We start from the raw sequence: 20,156 nt of genomic DNA, 5'->3' as shown, positions 1-20,156 counted from the left end.
CGAAGCCTTCGGTTTCCACCAATGCTGAGGAGCATCCATGTCAGTTAGCACGCCGCCAGGCGCGGGCCCCGGCCCTCGCCGCAAAAAGGGTGACACACACAAGTCGCCACACTCGTTGATGGTCAGGGTGCTCGCGATCACCGCGGCCGCCGGTATCTCTCTGACCGGCCTCACTCTCGCCGCCGCCCCAGCGAACGCTGCAACGCAAGGCGCGGGGTTCGATGACGGTTCCTCTTTCGGTGGTCACCTCGGTAACGAAATCACGCCCGACGGAAAACGAGGCTACTGCGCTGACCCGTCGCGCGATGGCGCGTTCGGGGACACAGACGGCGGGCAGTACGTCACGTCGTTCACCGCCGACGCCGGCCAGGTACTGCAAGGCGACGACATGACGAAGGTCAATTACGTCCTGCTGAAATACGGCGACACCGGCGACGACGTCCAGGCCGCAGCGGTGAACGCGTACATCTACGCCTACACCGGCTCTCATCTTGGTGGCGGGATCAGCCCAGGCACCCAAGCCGAAGGCGCTGCGTACATCTCGGCCAGCCACCCAGAGGTCACCGACGAATACAACACCATCTGGGCCGACGCCGACGCGAACTGGAACAGCGGCGGCGGCGGAACCGGCAGCGGAACCCTCGACTTCGCGGTCGTCGGCAGTAACTTCGACGGCACGGTGACGGCAGACGTTCAGCCGTCAACCGCGACGGGTGCGATCACCCTCACCAACGGCGTTTTCACCGCGACCGGTAGCTCATCGGTTGCCGGTGTGACCGCCGGAGAAACACTGGACGTCCACGGCGCACCGCCCGCCGGCGTCAAGGACTACCAAATCTCCGGATCAGGTACTTTCACCGGCCCGTCGACCGGGTCACACGCTGACTCGAACGTTGCACAGTACAACACCGGCTCAGAGCAGCGGCTACTGGTTGCTGGCACCTCAACAGCTCCGACCGCGACGTTCACAGTTTCAGGCCACGACCCGTTCGCGCGTTCCGCGGCATTCGCGCCCATCGTGGGCACGACGGTTGCGTCAACGTTCGTCGACGCGGGCGCTACCCCGCAAGACAACCTCACCTTCAGCACGACGAGCTTCCAAGCATCCAGTGGTCGCACAGTAACGAACCCGTGGGCAAAGGCCGGTGACGGTAGCTACGTCCCGATCGTGGCCAACGGCACCCTGTACTGGTCGACCGCCGCATTCACGGAGTCAGATACCGCTCCGGCAGGATCGGTCGTGTTGGGTCACGCCAGCGTTACAACTACCGCGGCTGACGGCCCGAATAAGGTGTACACCGCCTCAAGCGACACGCCCGCTACCCAAGCCGGATACTCAACGTGGGTCTGGGCGATCAGCGCCGCTGATCAGAGCGCCGATGCGCAAACCGTCCTCCCCGACGGCTACTCCTTCACCGACAAGTTCGGCCAGGTCGCAGAGTCCCACATCACCCCCTCCCGCCCCACTCTGTCGACCACGCTGAGCGACACGAGCAAGGTACTGGGCGGTTCGGTCACCGACGCAATCACCCCCACCCTCGTGGGCGGTGACTGGCTCCGCGACAGCAACGGAACCCCGATCCCGGTAACACTTTCGGGAGCCGTCTACCACTCAGACAAGGCACCAGTGCAGGCTTCAACCGTTCCCGCCGACGCCGTCAAGATCGGGACCGCAACCCAGATTCTTGCTGGTGGAGGAACCGTGACGTCGTCCTCGATCGACGTGGGCTACGCCGCTGGATACGACACCGTTGTGTGGGCGCTTGTGAAGGCCGATCAGCCTGCGCAATATCAGGGGTATTTCGCTGATTGGTCTGACAACTACGGCGTTCCCGCCGAGACGGCGCAGATCCTCACCCCGACGGTCACCACAAAGGCTCAGGCCGATGCTGCACCTGGTGGCACGGTTCAGGACACTGCGACGATCACCGGGCCGATGCCGACCGTCGGCGTTGACGTCACCTTCAAGGGATACCTGCAGAAGGACGGCTCGACCAGCCCGGTGTGCGATGCGTCGACTCTGACGTACACGAGCACCAAGCCGGTCACCGCGACAACGGCGGGCGATTACCCATCCGAGGCTTTCCCCGTCGCGGACACCACGACAGGGAAGGTCTTCTGGATCGAGACGGCCAGCGTTCACGGCACCACGAATGTCATCAGCACTGGGAAGTGCGGTGTCACGAGTGAGCAGACCGTTGTTGCTCAGCCAACGGTCGTCACCGCGCCGCCGACCGGGCTTTCGTCCGGCGCGACGGCACACGACACACTGACCGTCAACGGGCAGATCAACCCCGGCACCACCGCTGTTGTCACGCTTTACAAGCAGGCAACTGGCGCTGCCACATTGGTCTGTGACACGAGCACTCAGGTCGATGCCATTTCGGCGCCGATCGCGATCACCGCTGGCTTTGCCAGCGACGCTTCGTACACGTCTGCTGAGACTGACGCCCTGGTCGCCGGAAACTACGGCTTCGTGGAGCAGCTGCTCAACGCGAAGGGCGTTGCGATCGTGACAGGCGGCTGCCTTGATGAGCTGTTCCCCGTTTCGCAGCCGACGGTGGTAACCACCCCGCCGTCGACCCTGACCGCGGGTAGCACAGCCACGGACACCCTCGTGGTGAACGGTACGATCAACCCCGGCACGACCGCCGTGGTTTCTCTGTACAAGCAGGGCGCTACGAACAACACGCTGGTGTGCGACGCCACGTCGCTCGTGACGACGCTGCCCGCGATCAGCATCACCGCTGGACCCAACGCGAACACGAGCTACACGTCTCCCGCAACCGGAGGTTTGGACGCCGGTAACTACGGGTTCGTAGAGCAGCTGATCGGACAAAATGGCAAAGTCATCGTCCAGGGCGGCTGCACCGAAGAACTGTTCAACGGTTCACCGGGCACGCCTGTCTTGGCTCACACCGGCTTCGACGCGCAGCCGCTGGTACTCCTCGCCGGTGGTCTGCTCGCCGGCGGCGGGGTCCTGTTCGCGCTGTTCATGATCCGTCGGCGCCGCAGCACGACGGCCGAGTAACCCCGGCCGGCAGGAACAGATAGAACGTTCCTACCAGTCCCGGCCGACACCACCCAACCGGCTCTGACCAGTGATGGGGCTCTCGTACACCGAGAGCCCCATCACTGTATTTCAGCCCTCGAGCTTGGACTAAGAGAAACATGACTCACCGGAAAAACCGCTGCCAGGTGACACCTCTCCGCTACGCCGCAGACGCCTTCGTCACCGCCGGGCTGATCGTGGTGCTGTTCCTCGGCTGGGAGACCTGGTTCAACAGCATCGTCCTGAACGCCGGGCAGAGCGCCGCCGCGTCGACGCTTTCGCAGACGTGGATCAGTCACGCCGCGACCGCGCCTGCAGGAAGCCCCGCTGACCCGCCCGTCGACGCAGCGCCGGGTGCCACGGAACCGCTAGCCGTGATCTACGTACCCCGGCTTGGTTCGGACTGGGAACGAACCATTCGAGAGACCGTCGACACCGAAACGGTGCTGAACTCCTACGACGCCGGCGTCGGCCACTATCCGGGTACCGCAATGCCTGGTGGTGTCGGGAACTTTGCGATCGCCGCGCACGACAGCGGCTACGGCAACACCTTCATCGATGTCTCGAAACTGCAGATCGGAGACGCGATCTACATCCAAACCCCGGACGGCTGGTACACCTACCGTTTCCGGAACTTCCAGTACGTGCAACCCGACCAGGTGAACGTCCTGAATGCCGTCCCGACCGTCAACGGTGCACCCGCTGGGGCCCGCCTCATCACCATGACGACGTGCAACCCGCCGTTTCACGCCGTCGAACGTCTCATCGCCTACGGCTCGTTCGAGTCCTTCCAACCCCTCACCGCCGGCGCCCCCGCCGAGATCGCGGCTACCGTCGCGTCGAAAGGATAGCCACCATGTACACCCTCATCTGGCGGGCCCTGCCTGGCCCTCTGTGGCTCAGTATTGTCCTCGCGGTAGCACTGGTCTGCGCCGCGTGGTTCTGCCTCGTGGCGTGGCTGTTTCCGATGGCCGACCGTTGGCTCTACTCCGACAGCTCGGGTACGGTCGGCTAGCCCGATACTGGCGCAAATGAGGAAGGCCCCGTGGAATGTTCCACGGGGCCTTCCTCATCGCTAGTTTGGATTCAGCCGCCGATAGCGGCACCTCCGACGAGGCAGAGCCCGTTTAGCGTGGCCGCGACGATACTGCGATACCCCGTTGCGCCTGCCCCATACTGGCCGATCAGACACGCCGCGCCGAGCTGCGCAGAGAACTGGGTCGAGGCGGCGGTCAGGCCAGCACTCGTCGTATCCGCTGTGTACTGCAGCGTCGATGCCGCGAACCCGGCGCCGGCGAGGGCAGCGGCGAAGTCGGCGCCCGACGCTGCGGGGTTGTGCTGAATCGTCGCCTCGTTCGTTGCATCGAAAAGTGGTTGATCGGCCGCGGCGGATCCACCCATCACCGGCCCCGGTTCAACCGATCCGGTCGGCGGCGCTTGCGCGGCCGCGGCCGAGACCGGAGTTGGCGCCGCCGGTTGGCTTGTGCAGCCGGCGAGGCCGATGGTTTTGACGGCCAGCAGTATGGCAATCCTTCGTATCGTCACTGGTCGCAGTAGTCGCCGGATACAGACCACCCAGAGCCGGTGTCGCTCGTGCTGTAGTCCAGCCAACGGTTTGGAACGGTTAGCGTCGAGCCATACGACACCGACTGGCTGAAACTGTAGGAGGTCGGGTACGCGCTCGGGCAAGAACCAACCTGCGACCCGACACGGATTTTCAGGCTCTTATCGACGGGGGGCGTGCCGCCGCCGCCTCCCGATGAGCCGCCTCCGCCACTGGAGCCGCCGCCACCTCCTGACGAACCACCTCCGCCGTTCGAGCCGCCTCCGCCGCTGGAACCGCTACCTCCTGACGAGCCGCCTCCGCCGTTCGAGCCGCCACCGGAGGAGCCACTTCCATGGGACCCGGACGATGAGCCACCACCGCTCGAGCTGCCGCCTGAGCTGGACTCGTTCGCTGCGGCCTGCGCTGCTGCGGCGTTCGCGGCGAGGGAGGTGGTGGCGGCGTTCACAGCTAAGACGTAGGTGTTGACCGCGCCGACGGTTGCTGCCCGGTCCGCCGACGGGTCGGCTGGCACCGCGACGGCCGCGATCGACGCGGTGAGGGCATCTTTCTCGGGCTGTGATGCTCCCTGAACAAGGGCGAGGATAGCGGTGCCTTGAACGGCGACGGTGCCAGCTGCTGCGTCGATCGCCGCGACCACGTTCGTGTTAAGCGTCACGAGCTGTGCGGTCTGGGCAACCACGGGCGGTGTTGCCTCGGTGAGTATGACGGCTTCGTTAGTCATTGATTGGGCGGTTTTGTTCAGCGAGTCGGTGTCGTCGGTGAATGAGACGACGTCCCCGGTCGGGCTGATGTATTCCCTGCCTTGGGGGGTAGGTGCAACCGACTGGGTTGCGCTCGGGATGCCGGGGGTAGCGTCCGCTGCCGGCGCGGCCGGGCTAGCTGCTCCCGAAGGGCCTGGGGTCGAGGCTGCGGGGGCGCTGGCCGGTGTGTAGAGCTTCGCGATGGCAGCGCTGGTTTCAGGAGCTAGCGCCGTGTTCAGCGCGGCGAGCTGCGTGTTGAGAGCGGCGCGGCTGTCTGGGGTGAGCAGATCAAGACCGTTCGGCGCCGACTCGTTCATCAGCTGCTGCGCGGATGCGGACAACGCCGCCGACACGGCGACCGTCGCCTTAATGCCGTCTGCCGCCGCGTTCTGCGCCGTGGCGGCCACCTCGTACGTGGTCGACGCGGCGAGCATGGCTGCCTGTGCCTGGTCATGCTCGTTGTTGTGAACGATGACCGTCGTGATGCCGGCCCCTGCCGCGCCGAGCACGATAACTGCGATCAGAGTGATCGCAGCAACAGTGCGCTTCCATGGTCGACGTCGACCAGGTCGTTCTGACGGGGTATCGGTGATATTCATGAGGTGCTCCGTGGTGCAGTGATGATGCCTGGTGCGGAGTTATCAGTCATTGTGTCCTGCACGAGTTCGATCCCGCGTTAGCGGGAAAGACCGAGCACAGTTTCAGCAGTGACCCAGTTCGAATTGATCGCGGTTTGCGCCGCGATCAGGGTGACCGTGTGATCACAGACCGCGGTTTTGAGGTCGTTCTCGACCTGGTCTTTTGGGTTGTTCACTGTGGTCGCGGTGCTGGTGTTCGCTTCTGGCCATAGATTCGAGACGCTGTTCGCGCCCCCGAGCTCGAGCGGGATCTGGTGATCGAGTTCGATGGTCTTGTCGTACGCGATGCCGTACGCGGCCAGCTCCATCGTCTTGATTTTGTTCGTATCGGTCGACGGGGGTCGCACGGTGGACGTGTACCCGCTGACACAGATCGTGGCGTCGATGCTCTCCTGAGTGACAGCCGGGTCGACCGCGCCTGGTGTGCACGTTTGGTCGGGAAGGTACTCGCCCGCGTCGGCGTCGACGACAATCATGTGGCACTGTCCGGCGGGAAGGGTAAGGTCGCGCTCGACTGTGCCGGGGGAGTGGATTTGACGGAGAGTGACGCCGCTCGAGGTCGAGTCCAGCTCAGGCGTGTGCGAACCATCAACGCCGGCTTGCGGGACAGAGTCGCCTTGGACCCGGGGGCCGAAGTAAACGACGATCCCCGCAACCACGATGATCACGCCGAGGATGTAGAGGGCGGACCTGGTCTTTCGTGGCATCGGGAGATTCCTACTTTTGAGGGTGCGAGGGTTGGCAGACGGCGCAGGAGGGTCACGCCCGACCCGTTACCCGAACCTCTGCTGACCATACGGTGCCGGGTCGGCAGAGGTTCGGGATCCACTGGTTCCGGATTCGGGGTGGTTGGCTTTTAGAACGGGGTTTCGTCGCTGTACGACCCGGGCTGATCCCACACGTCGCCGGCGTCGCTTGACGCAGGAGCCGTGCTTGTCGTTGCGGGCCGGGCGAGAGTCGCCGTCGCGTAGCGAAGGCTGGGGCCGATCTCGTCGATCTCCAACTCGATCGAGGATCGCTTCTCTCCCTCTTTTGTCTCATACGAGCGCTGCCTGAGGCGACCGGTCGCGATGACTCGTGATCCTTTCGTCAGGCTCCCTGCGACGTGCTCAGCGAACTCCCGCCAAACGCTCGCCCGCAGAAAGAGCGGATCCCCGTCCTTCCAGGCGTTCGAACTGCGATCAAGGGTGCGTGGTGTGGACGCGATCGTGAAGTTCGCGACCGCAAGCCCGTTCTGCGTGTACCGCAGCTCCGGGTCACCCGTCAGGTTCCCCACGACGGTGATAATCGTTTCGCCGGCCATCTTTTCCTTCTTTCCTTGAGTGATTCTGTGGAGAAACGTGACTGAGCCAGAGGGTTCAGAGGGTGCACGGGTGCCAGTCTGCACGGGGGAGGTGACGTTCCTCGTTGGCGATTTCGATTTTCCAGACGTCCGAGCTTCGGCCGCGATAGATGCCGGTGAGCAGTTCCGTTCGCCAGCCGTCGCCGGTCGGGTACCACCTGACCAGGCTGGTTTTTGAGCCGGGCCGTATCGCCGCGGCCACCAAAGGCCGAGGTGGCTTGTTGGGGGTGGGAGTGACAGTCATCGGGCACCTTCCGGGTTACTTTCCGTATCGCGATAATAGCACTTTCCGTATCGCGATAACTACATGTCGTGATAATTAGTGCAATACGGTTAGTATGTGGTCGTGGCGAAAACGATGGGCCGACCGCCTGAGAAAGATCCGCCGGTGAATCCGGTAGCTTTGCGGTTGCGCGCGTCGGAGCGGGAACTGATCAGCAAAGCGGCGGCCTCAACTGGTACGAACCTGTCAGCATTCATTCGCGATGCGGCGATTGAAAAAGCTCAGCTGATAGGCGGCACCTCCTCCGAGTAGAGGCCAGCCGGGCTCTGCGCTGTCACGGCTGACCGGCCGGCTCTGCGCGTTCGACGACGTCGAGGATCAGGTAGGTGCGGTTGGCGTAGTTGTTGATCATGGTGTTCGCAGTAACCACCCACCCGCCGGCCGTGTAGGACTTCACGTTCGCGGCGTGCTCGGCAAGGAGCCGGGTTTCTTCCCGAACCAACTCGGGCGTATCGGGGTTCGCGGGGATACGTGCGCTGCAGATAGTTCGGGAGGGTGCGTCCGCGGGCTGTGGGGGAGAGGGGCGGTTCTCGGGCCGGGCCGGGGGGGTGTGACATTCGGGTCCTTCTCCTGCTGAAGTAGTCGAGCACCCCCTATTCGGGGCGGGGTGTCTTCGTGTGCTCATAAGAAGCACGCGTGCGCGCAGCAGCGGACTGCGCGTGCCTCTCCTTCTTGTTCGTGAAGGGCGCGGACCGCACGGTGCCGCACCTGTCATGCCCTTCGATGGAAGGAAGCATTCTGATGACCCAACCCACAGACGAGCTGTTCGGTGACGGACACCGAACAGACTCTTATCTCGAGATCGCGCTCCCGCCCACATCGCCCGCCCACTCCGCCGCGGTGGCCTCTGCAGCCCGACCGGAGCGGGTGCGACCTGGTGAGGGAGAACCCGCCGCGGCTGTCGTCCTTCACCGGTCGGTGCTGGAGGATTTCGCGGTGATGCCGACGGAGACCGCGACGCCTGAACCGGCGTTGTGGGGCGCCCGGGGAAGGGTCCGTCAGCTGACGGGCGGACTGGTCAAGCTCAAGCCGGGAAGCGACGAGGTGTCGGACCGGGAAGCGAAGCTGACGATCAGGCAGACGATGTGGGTGCGACCCGTCCACATCACCGTGGCAAACCCGAAGGGCGGAGTCGGAAAGACTCCGTCAGTGAAAACGATCGGGGACACCCTCGCGGAAGGTCGGGGCGGTTCCGTTGTGATATGGGACGCCCCTGATGCGGCGGGAAGCATTGGTCGACGGGCAGAAGGGACCCCGGCGCGTGGTCTGGCTGAGTTGCTCGAGAGAGTCGACACCGTCTCGAACCACGGCGAGCTCGGCGGATACGTGGCCCCGCAAAGCTCCGGCGCGGACGTCATCGGGTCGATCGCTGACCGGGCCGTACTCCTCGAGGATGACATCGTCAGCATTGAGCGGTTGCTGGACCGGTACTACCGGATCAGCATCGCGGACACCGGAAACAACATGCACTCGTCGGCGTTTGTTAAGACGCTCGAGCTAACCGACGCTCTCGTCGTGCCCACGATCGCCTCGGTTGATTCCCTCTTCGGTGTTTTGAATTTGCTTGATGTGGTGCGCCGGTATGGGCACCCAGAGCTGGCCGACACCGCGACCATCCTGTTCATGCACAACGGCTCCCGAGAAGACCCGCACGTCGACCAGAAACTCCGCGCACTGACGTTGCGGGGGGAGACGGAGCGAACGTTGTTCGATATTCCGTTCGACCCGCACATCGCCGCCGGGGGAGAGATGACTCTCGCCAAACTCAGCGCGCCTTCGCGACGCGCCTGGACCCGCGCGTCAGCGCGGATCGTTCAGGTCCTGAAAGCCAACGTCCACTAACACGCATCCGAAGGAAACCTCATGAACATCACTCTGCGCCTCAGCACGACCGTTGCGTCCTACGTTCACCAGTTCGACAACCCACTGAACAACATCACCCCGAACTTCACGTTCCTCGGGGTGAAGTTCACCGCGCTCTGGCAGCTTCTCCTTGCCGGGGTGTGGGGCATCGCGATCATCGTCGCGATCGTCTACCTGATCATGGCCCTCGTGGCCGTGAGGCATGCACGGGATAACTCGAATCCGCAGCAGGCCGGTTCAGCCAAGAGCAAGGTCATCGGCTCGCTCGGCTCGCTGGGCGGTCTGGTCGCTCTACCGATCATCGTGGGCGCGATCATCACGGTCTTTTCATGACTTCGGAGCTTCCAGGTCAGCGTTCGCGTCGGCGTCGCACAGTGATCGGCATCATCGCCGGCGCCGCGGTGCTGCTGGCCGTCGGCGTGGGTGTGTGGGTCGCTGTGGCCCCACCCGCGCCTGCCGGCATCATCGCGGGCGCAGCAACCGCGTCGCCGCGGGCAAGCGTCACAGGCGCCGCCGCGAATGGCTGTGTTGGCGGGACCGCTATTACCGTCGACCAGCTGCTCGCCGAGCAGGCCCGTAAAGATCTCACACCGTTGGGCGCCGTCACCTTCTTCGGTGCCTGGCTGCAATACATCTCCCTCCCGGGCCCCGCCCCGGCGAACGATTACTACCATGTGCTCGCGGCGACGACCGTGGAACCATTCACGAGCACGATGGTCACGTTCGTCCCGAAGTACGCCGCCCCCGGCGGGCAATACAACGGCGCGAACAAGCGGGTCTCGCTTGACGGCGCGGTGTACTACATCGAATCCGCGACTCCGGACGCGGTAGTCGTCACGATCGCCGCACCCATGTATCTGAACGACAAACCAGACGTCGCGGATGCCAGCAACCCGGGCCAGGTGACGACGGCAGCCGGGACGTACACCTTGAAGCCAACCAGCGACGGCTGGAAGTTCAGCGATGGCACGGCGTCCGCACGCACGATGCAAGACATCTACAGCGTCGGGACCAAATTTGAAGGGGGCTGCTAATGGCCGACGGATGCGTGTTAGGCCCCATTGGCTGTGGAATCACCGACGGGATCGGAGGCGTGATCGGCGCCGGCGTGCAGGCCGTCAGCTTCGCCACCGACCCGCTGGGCTACGTACTTTCCAAGATCCAAGAAGCTACCGCAGGTCTCTCGGGCACCGTGTTACCCGCACTCGTCGACGCATTGAAGCCAGATTTCAGCGCCGCGTGGTGGATCCAATGCTACGAAGCCTCCTTCGGCATCGCGGTCTTGGTTTTCGTGATCCTCATCATCGTCACCCTGGCCCGAGCGGGTCGGCATGAGATGGGCGGCCGGGAAGCGTTCGAGTCGGTCTTCGAGTACGGGCCTCTCTTTTTGGCCGGAACTGTTTTCGGCCCCATCATTGGTGCCACGTTCTCCAACATCGTCTCAGCAGCGACGGATGGCGTCACCGCCTGGGGGCTCGGCGGAACCCAGACTGCGTTCCTGACCACCCTTTCCGCCCGGTTCGCCTCCAAGGATGTTGCAGGCATCACCGGCGGCGCGGTGGTGGGAATCATCGTGATGTTGGTGGTCTTGCTTGCGTTGATCGGTGCGGTCGTGATCTGCATCGTTCAATTGGCCGCCGTTTACCTGAGCGCAGCGCTGATCCCCCTCGGCATCGTCTGGCTGATAGATCCCCGGACTCGGAGCTTCGCCAAGAAAGCCCCGCTGGTCGTGGTCGGGATCATCGCGTCGCATTTCTTCTTGTTCTTCCTGCTCGCGATCGGCTTCTTCGCCATCTCTGGTCTCGGTTTATCGTGGGCGGACCCGGCCTCCACCGCGCAGCAGAACGGCCTCGTCGTTCTGGTCAACCTCGTAACCGTGGGAGTGATCATGGGGTTGGTGGTGTTCGCCCCGATGGGGTTACTGGCGTTCGCCAAAGTTGCCAGCCCTCTCGGCAATGCAGGGCACGCCAGCAGCGGAGGGTTCACCGCCCCCGGTAGCCCATCGTCAGGCCCCTCTGGCAGTCCCAGCGGAGGGAACAGCGGCGGAGACGGCGGCGAGAGCCAGCTCACCAGTGTCGCGAACGAGCAAAGCGCAGCTCAGGTCTCTCCCGGCTCAGAAGCGCCGGCGAACACCGACGTCAGCAGTTCCGCATCAGCGCCCACGACAGGTGCCGGCTCCCCCGGAGCGCCGAGCACCGCGATGGCGAGTGAGTCAGGCGCTGCGGCTGCAGCATCCAGCACCGAAGCTGTCGGCGCGACAGGGGCGGCGGGCGCTGCAGGAGCAGAAGGCGTCGCAGCCGGCGCAACCGGGATTGCAGAGGGCGCCGCTGCAGCTGGCGCCGCGGAGTCCGCGACTGGTGTCGGTGCCGCTGTTGGCGTCCCGACCCTGATCGCGGCGGCGGCGCTGTCAGCTGCGAGCAAAGGAGCCCAGATGGCGGAGTCGACAGCCGGGCACGCCGCCGAAGCGGCCCAGGACTAGAACAAGGGAACCCCGACACAATGGCACGTACATCTATCCTCGGCGGCGAATCAAGCTCTCGTGGGGCGTGGGGCCGAGTGCCCAAAGCTCGAGCGTGGGCATTGTCGATCGCGGGCGTTACGTCTGCGATCCTCGTGCTGGCTTTGCAGTTCAACGGGCTCCTGGTGGCCCTGCCGATCTTCGCGGTGGCCTGGTTGGGGACGATGGGAACCGAGAACGGCACCATCCTTGCTCGCCAGCTAGGCAAGTGGCGGTGGAGGGGCCGCATCCGCACCGGAACAACGGTGTATGTGCCCTATGACAGCGATGTCTGGGACGAGTGGATGGCTGATGCTGTCGCTGCCCGGGGCAAAGAACGAAAAGCTGCAAACCGCAAGCTCGCCGCCATGCGGGAGACCCCGGACGGGGTCGAAGGAATGAGCTGGCTGGAGGACCGCACCGGTCAACCCGGCATCGCCTGGCATCGCCCTCTCGAGCAGGAAGCGTACCTCTCGGTCGCTTTCAGCACTGCCGGCCAGATCGCCGGCATCGAAGGAGACAGTTTTCTGGATGCGTGCGCGGAAGCATACGGAGCGCTCCTTGCCAGAAATGGCGAAAGGGCGGCTCTGGTGGGTCGCATCCAAACATTGACACGTGTGCTGCCCGTCGACTCCGCTCGTCACGAGCGGTGGGTCAACAATAACCGCGATTCGGAAGCGCCCGCGATCGTCGCAGAGTCCTACCAAGAGGTCATCACCGGGCTGCGCCGCGGCCAGCTGTTCCAACGGCACATGTTCACGGTGTCGTGGCCCATCACCCCGCTCTTCATCAATAAAGCGAAACGCCGCGGCGTCGGCCGCGACGGCTGGATCCGTCTGATGGAGGACGAGATCCGAAACGTTGCCTCAGCATTTCGGACCGCAAAATTCCGCTCCGTTACCGTGCTCTCCGCACGCCAGACCGCAGCGGTCATCAGGCACATGCAGCACCCGTCGTTCCCGATCGACCAGGTCGCTGACGTCTCGGCCACCTCCGGTTGGGTGCCCAGTGAAGATAAATGGTCGTACACGACGTTCTCGGCCGCCGCAGCGGGCCCCAACGGCCCCATCACCAAGTCCCTGAGCCGCACCGCACGAATCGAAGCGAAACACGTCGAGACGTCATACCGGAACAGCCTCTGGCTTGTTCCGATGCTGACAGGGATGAGTAAGCAGATCGTACGAACGCTGTCGTTCCATCTCGAGGTCATCCCACAGGCAGAAGCGCGCTATCTCGCCAGACAAGACGTCGTCAGCGACCTCACCGAGAGCGCAACAGACCAGCAGCGAGGTCGCCTCGCTGACGAAGAGACAACCGTCTCGCTCAGTGCCGCGAAGCGCCGCCGCCGAGATCTCAACCCCGGCAGCGGAATCCACGGCGTCGCCTGGGTGGGTTACGTCACCGTGTCCGCCACCGACGAACCAGCACTCATCGAAGCGGTCGACGCCATCGAAGACGCCGCATCACAGGCCGGCATCAACAAGCTCATCTGGCTCGACACCTACCAAGCCGCCGCGCACGCAACCACCTGGCCGGTCGGCCGAGGGCTCACCCCGGCCCGGCGTCAGGGCTACGCCCAACTCGAATCTCTCATCGCCGGAAAAGGCGCGAAGGAACAACTATGACAATCTCGGCCACCGGCCAGCCCACCGCCACGCGGAGGGCAAGGCGGAATGATCGCCTACCCGCACCCCCGCCCCCGCCAGACGTGCTGGCCGGGCCAGAGCGTCCCATCCCTGAGCCGCAGGACGCGGCCAGCGACGCGCCAGCATGGGACGCCGACATTCGGCGCGGTTATTTACCGCCGCGGCGCGGGTTTCTGGCCAAGCGCGGGTTCTACGCCCCCACCGCCCCGGGTGCGCCGAGCACGACCAGGCAGGCCGAGATACTGAACACCGCCGTGATCGCCGCGCCGACGGACGACGAAGGAATCCTCGTTGGCCGCGACACCCTCTCACGAACCCCCGTCGCGCACGATCCGATCACCGCGTACAACAAACGGATCGTCGATTCACCCAACGTCGTCTGTATGGGCGACGTTGGATCGGGGAAATCGTCCCTCCTCAAAACGGTCTACGTTGCGCGGCCCCTTCTACTCAAGGGGCGGCGGGTCTGTGTTATTGACAAGAAAGCACAAGGCGAAGAGTCCGAATACGCACGCCTCTGCCGCGAGATGGGTTACGACACCATCCGGCTCCGGATCGGCAGCGACAGTGAAGGATCGACGCTGAACATGCTCGACCCGCTGCTGCTCGGCGGAGATAAAGGCGGCGGCCGATACGCGACGCTTCGAACCGTCGCCGAACTCAGCCAATCCGGTAAAGAACTCACCTCCTGGGAAGGCAAAGCGCTCCGCATGGCATACCGGTACGGTATCCGCACCGCCGAACGGGCCGGACGTGTACCTGTGATCCCCGACGTAATCGAGTTCCTCGGCAACGTCGACATCGACGAGTTCAAAGACCTGGCCCCGCACGCCAAAAGGAAGATGAACGAAGCGGGACTGACGGTGAAGTTCCTCCTCGACAAGCTCGTCTCCGACGAGCTCGAAGGACTGTTCGATCGAGAGACCAGCAAAGACGTTCGCCTCGACGGCAAACTGACCGTCTTCGATATTTCCCGCCTCCCAGAGTCCGGCCCTGCACTAACAATCAGCATGATGCTGATCAACGTGTGGCTGCTTGGCATCATGAAAAAGCACCCCGGCTGGCAGACCAACTGTGTCGTCGAGGAAGGCTGGCACCTGGTCGGCGGGCCCAGCGGAAAAGTAATCCAGTCGAACGCGAAACTGGCCCGGGCCCACGGTTTGTCGAACATCGTCAGCCTCCACCACGTCTCCGACATCCCCAAGAAGGATCCCGCGATCGCGTTCATCAAAGAAGCGCAGACGGTACATCTGTATCGGCAAGGACTCAACGACGACGCGCGCATGTGCGAGCGGCTCTTCAGCCTCAAACCGGGCACCGCGAAGCAGCTGCAGGGCCTGCCCAACGGCCGCCAGTACCTCAAGATCGGAACCCGCCCCGAGATGCTCGTCGAGCACACCCGCTCGAGGTGGGAGGTCGCGATGACCGACACCAACGAAGCGCTCGACACACAAAGGCACCAGAACTCATGACCGTCACCCCCACCACCGCCACCGACCCGAACACCACCCACACCTGGCCAATCTGGCTCGGTGCCGGGCTACTCGTGCTGTCCTGGCACCTCGCCGTCGTCACCGTCTTCGGCAACAAGCTCGAGCAAATCAACCCGAGCCTGCAGGCCGCCGTCGGCTACATCTTCAAAAACGGCACCACCAGCGACGGTCCACTTCCCGACGTCGCCCCCGTGCTCTGGGTGACAGGCGCGTACCTGGCACTGTTCATCACCGTCTGGATCGTCGCTGCCAGCTTCTACCGCCGGGTCCGGATCGGGTCCACCCACACCGGCTTATCGAACGCCCCAGACCTGAACGCCGCCCTGACGCGTGCGTTCAAGAAGGCGCGCCGCCCATACGCCTACATCGGCCGGCGGGGGATCTACGACACCGACGAAGACTCCGCCCTGATCCTTGCCCCCTCCGGGATGGGAAAGACAGTGCGGGCTGTCGTTGGATACATCTTCCGCGCCGGCCGCGCCCCCCTGATCAACACGTCAACCAAACCCGACGTGCTGCGCCTCACAGCGTGGCTTCGCCGGGTCTTCGGGAAAGTTCACGTCTTTGACCCCGAGGGCGTCTCACGCTGGCCGAACCCGATCAAATGGGACATCGTCGCCGGCTGCGCGGACGATGAAACCGCGATGCGCCGCGCCCGCGCGCTCGTAGCCGCCCGGCCGCTGGAGGGCGACTCCAGTAATAGCGGGTTCTTCGCGAACGCGTCAGAGACGATCCTCCGCTGCATGCTGCACGCTGCAGCATTGGAGAACAAATCGATGCGGGACGTGCTCGCATGGACGCGAGACTTCAAAGACGACGAACCCTTCGCGATCCTCCGTGACCACCCGGATGCGAATACCGGTTGGTACGACGACTTGATGAAATACTCCCGCGGCGAATCCCCAGAGACCGCCTCGAACGTGGAACAGACCCTCTCCGGGGTACTCCAAGCGTTCTCGATCCGCGCGATCCTCGACTCCGTGTGCCCGAACCCGGGGGAGGGGTTCAGCTCCAGCACCTTCCACGCCTCAACAGACACCCTCTACCTCCTCACCCAGTCCGGCGGGAACGCTCTCGCAGCGCCCGTCATCACCACCCTCGTGGAGTCGATCCAGCAAGAAGCGACCAGGGCCGCGACACGTACCCGTGAAGGGCGATTGTCGCCGGTCCTGCACAACATTCTGGACGAGGTACCCAACATTTGCCCGATCCCGATGCTGCCGACCCTGATGTCAGACGGTCGTGGCCACGGAATAAAAACCGTCGTTGTGGCGCAGAACCGGGACCAGCTCACGCACCGTTTCGGTGAGCACGGCACGAACGAGATCGTCAACAATGCCTCCGTGTTCCTGCAGCTTGGTGGGTCACGAGACACCAAGCATCTGCAAGAGATGGTTGCCTTAGCCGGTCGAAGGTGGACTGACCAGGTCAGCTACTCCGCCAGCGATCGCGGCGGTTCAACGAACACCGCGACCACGAAAGACGATGTACTCACCGTTTCGGACATCGCTCAGCTCCGGGTGGGTCAAGCGCTTCTGAATTACCGCAACCACGCCCCGGCGATCGTTCGTCTCCCCGCATGGTTCGAGAGCAAAGACAAAAAGGTGTTCCTCGATTCCGAGCAGCACGTACTCGAACTCGAAGGTTTCACAGCGGAGGACCAAGCATGACCGACCACATTGGCCCAGAACCAGGCGACCCGTCGCCCGCTAACAGCCCAGGAAGCGAGGAGGAACTCGCCGCATTGCTCGAGGAGATCACCTCTGGGCTAGAAAATCTTGATAGGCATCACGGAACCCTTCTCGAGCGGGTTGACGGTCTGGACGGATCGCTGAGCCAGATCCTCACGTACCTGAAGACACGGCCCGGTGGGCCCTGGTTCTGGAAAGAGCTCGAAGGCCTAGAAGCTGCCGAGCTGTGGGGGCAACTGTTCGAATGGGTCGCGTGGCTCGAGCGGCGCTACGTCCAATACCTCGGCCAAGACCGCTACGGTCTGCGGCCGTGTTGGTACAAACACCCGCTCGTGGTCGAGCACCTCACCGCGTTGATGGTCAGCCACGCCGGCGCATATCGTACCGCCCAATCGGCGCCGTCCGCGGCTCTCTTCGAGTGGCATGAACGCTCCCTCTGGCCAACCCTGGAGCGGATCCGGGACTTCTGGAACAAATGCACCACCCACCAGCACGTCGACCTGGCCGAGAAAGCGCACCCTCTCACATTCGACGAGGAAGATTTCGAAACCTTCGTCACCGACGGCACCGGAATAGAGGGCACTCTCGCAGCAACCCGAGCCGCCGAACAAAAAGCCAAGGCCGGGCGGGCGAAAAAGCCTGCCGAGAAACGCACCGAACCGTTCGTCGACCAGGAATCCGGAGAAATCACATGAGCGGCCGCGTTGCAGCGCTCGCCTGCACGACCGCTCTGGTCGTCACGCTCACCCTCTCCGGCTGTTCCACAGCCAGTTCGTCGAACGCTGGCACACCCCCGTCGACGAGTACTGCAGCAGCTTCGCCTGTACCGTCTGATCCCCTTACTCAGGGTTCACCGACTGCAGCACCGACCGGTGGTGTACCGGCTGTGACCGGCATTGCCGCCGCGCCCGACAGCGCCGGCTCCGATGGGACCGGGCCTGTGATTCCGACCGCCCCCATCGACCAAGCGGGCGCTGAAGCGGCAACGTCGACGGCGACCGGATTCATGCGGGCGTACAGCCAAACCCAGCTACCCAAACAGGCGTGGTTCGATGGGATCCGCGGATTCCTGACCGACTTCGCAGCCACCGGATACCAATACAACGACCCAGCGACCATGGCATCATTTACCCTTTCCGGAGATCCCACCCTGGAACAGGGCGCCATGGTCGCTACTGCGACCTGCGACGTACCCACGTCTACGGGGGTCTACCAGGTCATAATGGTTCGTCCGTCCGGTGCCGGGAATTGGGCTGTGTCCCGCGCGATTCCGCCCGCGGGGCAGAACTAATGAAAGCCGCTCTGAACATCCTCGTCGTGTTCGCTCTGATCATCGTCGGAGGTATCACCGCAGTGCTGTTCGTCGGAGGTGCTGGCGCGTCCGGAGCCACCAGCACCGGCTGCACTGCGATAAGCACTGCGATAAGCACCGCGGTGAGTACCGTGCCCGACTCTGTAGGGCGATGGGCTAAACCTCAACTCGCGATCGCCGCGACGATCATGAGTGTTGCGGTAGCCGGCAAATATGATCTCCGAGCCGAAACCATCGCCGTGATGACGGCGATGGGAGAGTCCTCGCTCGGTGACCCTGACCACGGCGACGCCGTCGATAACACCACGATCGGCACGTTTCAGCAAGGCGCAAGCTATGGAACCGTCGCGGATCGGCTCGACACGGCGAAAGCGGCCGCAGCGTTCCTCGCACGCCTTGTTCAGGTACCGGACTGGGAAACCCTGGAGCCATCTCTCGCCACGCACGCCGTGCAAATCAATCAAGATCCCCTGTATTACGCCCCATTCTGGGCCGACGCGCAAACCGTTGTGAACACCCTTGCCGGTGCAGGCGGGGCGTGCACCGTATCCGCGGACGCCCAAGCGCTTGCTAAAGAACTCATCGTCGCCGTCGACGCCGGAAAACTCGTCGGGTCAACACCCGACCACATCAAAGAGATCCGGTGGATCGCGGACGGCCAAACCGTTCCTGACTGCGGCGTCGACGTCCGGATCCTCCAAGTCATCGTCCTGGCCGTCCGGAACTTCGCAAAAGTCGGTGTGTCCGACATCAACCGAAAATGCACCAACCAGATCGAAGGCGCCGGGACAGCATCCGCGCACTACTTCAACGGTGGCGGGCACGCCGTGGACTTCTACATCCTCGACGGCTCCGGGCTCACCGGTGCCGATAAGAACTCTCTCAAACTGATCAGCATCCTCGACCCCGTCATGCCCCACGGGGCCGACGTCGGTCAATCGTCCTGCCGGCAGTCAGCAGGGATAAGCCTGGCCCTCACGAACCTCGTCGAATTCGACGACAGCTGCACCCACCTTCACATCGACGTCGGTCACACCGACGGGACCCTCACCTTCCAAACCTCAACGCCGCCCACCACACCAACCCCATAGGAGAGGTCGACTCACATGAGTGACGCATCAACAGATAGCCGTCCCTGGTATCGCCGGGTGCTCAATTCGAGCACCCGCGGCCCGAGCGCTGGGCCCCGCCCATCCGAGGAAGCCCTGGTAGCGCGCCTCACCGAGGCTTACCTGCAGGGTTGGGGTGCTGGTAACGGTGCTGTCACCAGCCCCAAGGGGGGCGTCTGGTCGTGGTCTGAGTGTCGGCTGCGGTCTCGCCCGGGGATGGCCCGTTTTCGCGGCACGCGCTTGGTGCGGCTTGATTGCGCGACTGATAACCCAGGGTTTCCAAAGTTTACGAACGCCAAGGCTTCAAACACGTTCGGGATGTCACGGCACCGAACAGCGAACGTCAGCTGGCTTCCAGCCTCTATGAAATCGAACTGCTCTTGTAGTCGATCCCTCAGCGGGCATCGCTTCCTAGCGACCGCGTCCATGCAACCTCGCGTTCGAGTTGCCCACTTTCGACGAAGAGGCTACCTGATGCGTTTCCGGCAGAGCAGCTGCCAACTCGTACAAGTCCGCACCTGCGAATCCAAGCTGCTGCCAGAAGGGACCGGACCGGCGCGAGAAAAGCCACGCTCGCATCGCTCCCATCCTGGACGCCTGGCCCATCGCATACCTTGCCAGCCGCGAGCCTGCTCCGGCTGCGCGGCGTTGGGGCGCGACCGCGACGCTGCGTATTAACGCGTGTTTACGGTCGTTGCTTAGCTCGAATCCCGTGCTGCCGATGATCTCGTTGTCGGCATCTCGCTCGACCCAGAGGTTCAATGCGGGCTCATCCAGCCAGCGTCAGGTCAGTCTCGCGAAGGAATCCGCGCAGGCCGTCGACATCGTCCAAGGAGAGGGCTGCGAAACTCACCATTCAATTATCTGTTGTGCTCACGGGAGCAGCGAGCGTTAGGCGGTCTCTTAGCGTGTAGGTCTCGGTG

Annotated in this window: 20 protein-coding genes; 14 read left to right on the top strand and 6 right to left on the bottom strand. The window is 63.7% G+C overall.

Annotated elements, in window-relative coordinates; all coding sequences use genetic code 11:
- The first annotated feature begins 37 nt into the window (after positions 1–37).
- The 3 genes from D4765_RS13970 (at position 38) to D4765_RS13960 (ending at position 4,067) form a co-directional block, all read left to right on the top strand.
- The gene (locus tag D4765_RS13970; RefSeq protein ID WP_136642916.1) at positions 38–3,031 is read left to right on the top strand and encodes a hypothetical protein; all 2,994 of its coding nucleotides are present in this window, start codon (positions 38–40) and stop codon (positions 3,029–3,031) included.
- 167 nt (positions 3,032–3,198) lie between these two features.
- Positions 3,199–3,903, top strand: a complete 705-nt coding sequence (locus D4765_RS13965; protein ID WP_237280443.1) for a class E sortase — start codon at positions 3,199–3,201, stop codon at positions 3,901–3,903.
- 5 nt (positions 3,904–3,908) lie between these two features.
- Positions 3,909–4,067, top strand: a complete 159-nt coding sequence (locus tag D4765_RS13960) for a DUF4175 domain-containing protein (protein WP_136642914.1) — start codon at positions 3,909–3,911, stop codon at positions 4,065–4,067.
- Between the two features lie 71 nt (positions 4,068–4,138).
- Here the strand turns inward: D4765_RS13960 and D4765_RS13955 are convergent, their stop codons facing one another.
- The 4 genes from D4765_RS13955 to D4765_RS13935 all read right to left on the bottom strand — a co-directional run bounded on the left by D4765_RS13955 (position 4,139) and on the right by D4765_RS13935 (position 7,300).
- A complete protein-coding gene (locus tag D4765_RS13955; RefSeq protein WP_237280442.1) occupies positions 4,139–4,597 on the bottom strand; it encodes a DUF6993 domain-containing protein in 459 nt (152 codons plus the stop codon).
- Positions 4,594–5,958 carry a hypothetical protein gene (locus D4765_RS19260; protein ID WP_161580451.1) on the bottom strand — a complete coding sequence of 455 codons (1,365 nt, stop codon included), beginning with the start codon at positions 5,956–5,958 and terminating at the stop codon, positions 4,594–4,596. The genes D4765_RS13955 and D4765_RS19260 overlap by 4 nt, the downstream gene beginning before the upstream one ends.
- 77 nt (positions 5,959–6,035) lie before the next feature.
- Positions 6,036–6,704 (bottom strand): hypothetical protein, encoded by a 669-nt coding sequence (locus tag D4765_RS13940; protein ID WP_136642911.1) that lies wholly within the window; start codon positions 6,702–6,704, stop codon positions 6,036–6,038.
- Between the two features lie 149 nt (positions 6,705–6,853).
- Positions 6,854–7,300 (bottom strand): single-stranded DNA-binding protein, encoded by a 447-nt coding sequence (locus tag D4765_RS13935; protein WP_136642910.1) that lies wholly within the window; start codon positions 7,298–7,300, stop codon positions 6,854–6,856.
- Between the two features lie 385 nt (positions 7,301–7,685).
- On the opposite strand from D4765_RS13935, the gene D4765_RS13930 reads away from it, so the two are divergent.
- On the top strand, positions 7,686–7,874 hold the full coding sequence (locus D4765_RS13930; RefSeq protein ID WP_136642909.1) for a DUF6290 family protein: 189 nt from the start codon (positions 7,686–7,688) through the stop codon (positions 7,872–7,874).
- Between the two features lie 22 nt (positions 7,875–7,896).
- On the opposite strand, the gene D4765_RS19255 is transcribed toward D4765_RS13930, so the two are convergent.
- The gene (locus tag D4765_RS19255; protein WP_161580450.1) at positions 7,897–8,064 is read right to left on the bottom strand and encodes a hypothetical protein; all 168 of its coding nucleotides are present in this window, start codon (positions 8,062–8,064) and stop codon (positions 7,897–7,899) included.
- 194 nt (positions 8,065–8,258) lie between these two features.
- Here D4765_RS19255 and D4765_RS13925 point away from each other — a divergent pair, with 194 nt between their 5' ends.
- The 10 genes from D4765_RS13925 to D4765_RS13880 are packed head-to-tail and all read left to right on the top strand — an operon-like array spanning position 8,259 to position 19,215.
- Complete coding sequence (locus D4765_RS13925) at positions 8,259–9,464, top strand: MinD/ParA family ATP-binding protein (RefSeq protein ID WP_136642908.1); 1,206 nt, start codon at positions 8,259–8,261, stop codon at positions 9,462–9,464.
- A gap of 21 nt (positions 9,465–9,485) precedes the next feature.
- Positions 9,486–9,818: a hypothetical protein gene (locus tag D4765_RS13920; RefSeq protein ID WP_136642907.1), complete on the top strand. Its 333-nt coding sequence runs from the start codon at positions 9,486–9,488 to the stop codon at positions 9,816–9,818.
- Between the two features lie 41 nt (positions 9,819–9,859).
- A complete protein-coding gene (locus tag D4765_RS13915) occupies positions 9,860–10,519 on the top strand; it encodes a hypothetical protein (RefSeq protein WP_136642906.1) in 660 nt (219 codons plus the stop codon).
- A gap of 14 nt (positions 10,520–10,533) precedes the next feature.
- A complete protein-coding gene (locus D4765_RS13910) occupies positions 10,534–11,964 on the top strand; it encodes a hypothetical protein (RefSeq protein ID WP_136642905.1) in 1,431 nt (476 codons plus the stop codon).
- Between the two features lie 20 nt (positions 11,965–11,984).
- Positions 11,985–13,607, top strand: a complete 1,623-nt coding sequence (locus tag D4765_RS13905) for an SCO6880 family protein (protein WP_136642904.1) — start codon at positions 11,985–11,987, stop codon at positions 13,605–13,607.
- Complete coding sequence (locus tag D4765_RS13900; protein WP_136642903.1) at positions 13,604–15,100, top strand: ATP-binding protein; 1,497 nt, start codon at positions 13,604–13,606, stop codon at positions 15,098–15,100. The genes D4765_RS13905 and D4765_RS13900 overlap by 4 nt, the downstream gene beginning before the upstream one ends.
- Positions 15,097–16,791 (top strand): type IV secretory system conjugative DNA transfer family protein, encoded by a 1,695-nt coding sequence (locus tag D4765_RS13895; protein ID WP_136642902.1) that lies wholly within the window; start codon positions 15,097–15,099, stop codon positions 16,789–16,791. The genes D4765_RS13900 and D4765_RS13895 overlap by 4 nt, the downstream gene beginning before the upstream one ends.
- The gene (locus D4765_RS13890; RefSeq protein ID WP_136642901.1) at positions 16,788–17,507 is read left to right on the top strand and encodes a hypothetical protein; all 720 of its coding nucleotides are present in this window, start codon (positions 16,788–16,790) and stop codon (positions 17,505–17,507) included. The genes D4765_RS13895 and D4765_RS13890 overlap by 4 nt, the downstream gene beginning before the upstream one ends.
- Complete coding sequence (locus tag D4765_RS13885) at positions 17,504–18,103, top strand: hypothetical protein (RefSeq protein WP_136642900.1); 600 nt, start codon at positions 17,504–17,506, stop codon at positions 18,101–18,103. The genes D4765_RS13890 and D4765_RS13885 overlap by 4 nt, the downstream gene beginning before the upstream one ends.
- On the top strand, positions 18,103–19,215 hold the full coding sequence (locus D4765_RS13880) for a hypothetical protein (protein ID WP_136642899.1): 1,113 nt from the start codon (positions 18,103–18,105) through the stop codon (positions 19,213–19,215). Before D4765_RS13885 ends, D4765_RS13880 begins: the two co-directional genes overlap by 1 nt.
- A 429-nt stretch (positions 19,216–19,644) precedes the next feature.
- Here D4765_RS13880 and D4765_RS13870 read toward each other — a convergent pair whose 3' ends face one another.
- On the bottom strand, positions 19,645–19,995 hold the full coding sequence (locus tag D4765_RS13870; RefSeq protein ID WP_338054641.1) for a GNAT family N-acetyltransferase: 351 nt from the start codon (positions 19,993–19,995) through the stop codon (positions 19,645–19,647).
- Between the last annotated feature and the right edge of the window lie 161 nt (positions 19,996–20,156).

It is taken from the genome of Subtercola vilae, assembly GCF_004923255.1.
Taxonomy (GTDB): domain Bacteria; phylum Actinomycetota; class Actinomycetes; order Actinomycetales; family Microbacteriaceae; genus Subtercola; species Subtercola vilae.
Note: the sequence above shows the minus strand (reverse complement) of the source record. Positions and strands in the feature narration are given on the sequence as shown.